Genomic DNA, 1,910 nt, shown 5'->3' with positions numbered 1-1,910 from the left:
AGTAAATCCTTATGGAGACGGAAAGGCTTGTTCAAGGATTGTTGAATATATAGTAGAATATTTTAAAGATAAATAGATATAAATAAAAAATACCGTATAACCAATTTAGGATATACGGTATTGTAATTTTTAATATTATAATATTGATATTTGTACTTTATTTATTCTTTTGCCTGTTACAGACAAAATCTTAAACTTTACTGAATCAATAGTAATTTCTTTATTAATATACTTATTAGGTACAGTATTTATATTTTCAATTATTAACCCACCTAAAGTATCTATAGAATCTGATTTAAAATCTAAATTTAAATGCTTATTTAAATTTAAAATGCTAACTAATCCATTAGCTATATAAGTGTTAGCATCAATTTTTTCGATATAATCAATTTTTTCATCATATTCGTCTTGAATATCGCCAACTACTTCTTCAAGTAAGTCTTCTAAGGTAACTATTCCTGAAAATCCACCATACTCGTCTATAAGTATTGCTATATGGTTTTTAGAATCCTGTAATTCTTTAAGAAGTATGTCTATAGACTTAGTTTCTGGAACTACATATGGTTTTCTAATAATACTTTTAATATTAACATTTTCGATTCCTTTTTTTATTATCTCTGAAAATATATCTTTCATATAAATGACACCAATAATATTATCAATATCATTTTCATAAACAGGAATTCTTGAATAGTTTTCTTGCAATATTAAATTTATATTTTCTTTAACATTAGAATTAGCTTCAATACAAAATGTTTCAGTTCTTGGAGTCATTATTTCACGAGCTAAGATGTCATCAAACTTAATTATACCATCTATCATGGTTCTTTCAGTTTGGTTGATTGCACCTTGTTCTTCACCAAGTTCAACTAAACTTCTGATTTCCTCCCTTGATATTTTTTCCTCACCAGATTTATCTTTTATTCCAAATAATCTTAAAATAGAGTTAGTTGAAATAGAGAGAAACCATACGAATGGTTTTGTAAATTTGGAAATAAATATTATAGGTTTTACACTAAACATAGCAACCTTTTCTGCATTTTGTAATGCTATTCTTTTAGGTACCAATTCACCAAGTACTAAAGTTATATAGGATATTATTAAGGTAGTTAATATTAAAGCTATATCATTACCATAAGGAATTCCTAAATTATTTAAATAGGTTCCAAATCCTTTAGAAATTGATGTTGCAGCTGAAGCAGATGCAAAAAATCCAGCAAATGTAATACCAACTTGTATTGTAGCTAAGAATCCACTAGCATCTTTAAGTAAGTTTAATAATAATTTTGCCTTCTTATTATTGTCCTCAGCTAATAAATTTAATTTTGTCTTGTTGATTGATACTATAGCCATTTCAGCAGATGCAAAAAATGCGTTTACTATTACGAGTATAAGAATAAGAATAATACTACTCCCCGAGCTATCGTCCATTAAAAAAATCCCTCCTAAAAATATGATGAGAATATTATAGCATGTACAAATTTTAATAACAAATTAAGTAAATATATTTAAATTAATATAAATAAATGATATATCAACTACAAAGTAATTAAATTATAAAAATAGATATATTTAGTAAAAAACAAGGTAAAATGAAGAAATTTAGGACATAAATATTTTTATTACAATGTAATAATTAGTATGTCTGTGGCAATAATTAAGATAGATTAATTTATCTATAAAGGAGTTAGCAAATTAATATGAAGAAGATTTTTAGAATACTTATAATTGCTTTTTTAGTCTTAAATATATCAATTATATATGTACATAGCGAGACATTGAATTTAATAGAAGAAAAATTAGATAGTGTAGGGGTTCCAGAGGAGTATAGTGATAATATTATTAACTATATTAATAATTTAAAGCTTAGTGAGGAAGAAACAACAAAATTATTAGATGAAGCAAATGAT

General features: G+C 24.9%; 2 protein-coding genes. One reads left to right on the top strand and one right to left on the bottom strand.

Annotation, left to right across the window (positions count from 1 at the left end; genetic code table 11):
* Window positions 1–135: 135 nt before the first annotated feature.
* The gene (locus Q0G30_RS14235; protein WP_294346559.1) at window positions 136–1,431 is read right to left on the bottom strand and encodes a hemolysin family protein; all 1,296 of its coding nucleotides are present in this window, start codon (window positions 1,429–1,431) and stop codon (window positions 136–138) included.
* Window positions 1,432–1,700: 269 nt separating this feature from the next.
* Between Q0G30_RS14235 and Q0G30_RS14230 the strand changes: the two genes are divergently transcribed.
* Window positions 1,701–1,910: hypothetical protein (locus Q0G30_RS14230; protein ID WP_294391413.1), on the top strand; the 210-nt coding region annotated here is incomplete at its 3' end.

Origin of the sequence: uncultured Clostridium sp. (assembly GCF_934754925.1) — a bacterium.
Classification (GTDB): domain Bacteria; phylum Bacillota; class Clostridia; order Clostridiales; family Clostridiaceae; genus Clostridium.
The sequence above is the reverse complement of the archived record's forward strand: the minus strand, read 5'-3'. Positions and strand labels throughout refer to the sequence as shown.

Excerpts from the sequence above, each read along its gene's own strand:
- Q0G30_RS14235 (WP_294346559.1), bottom strand. The coding sequence starts at position 1,431 with ATGGACGATAGCTCGGGGAGTAGTATTATTCTTATTCTTATACTCGTA.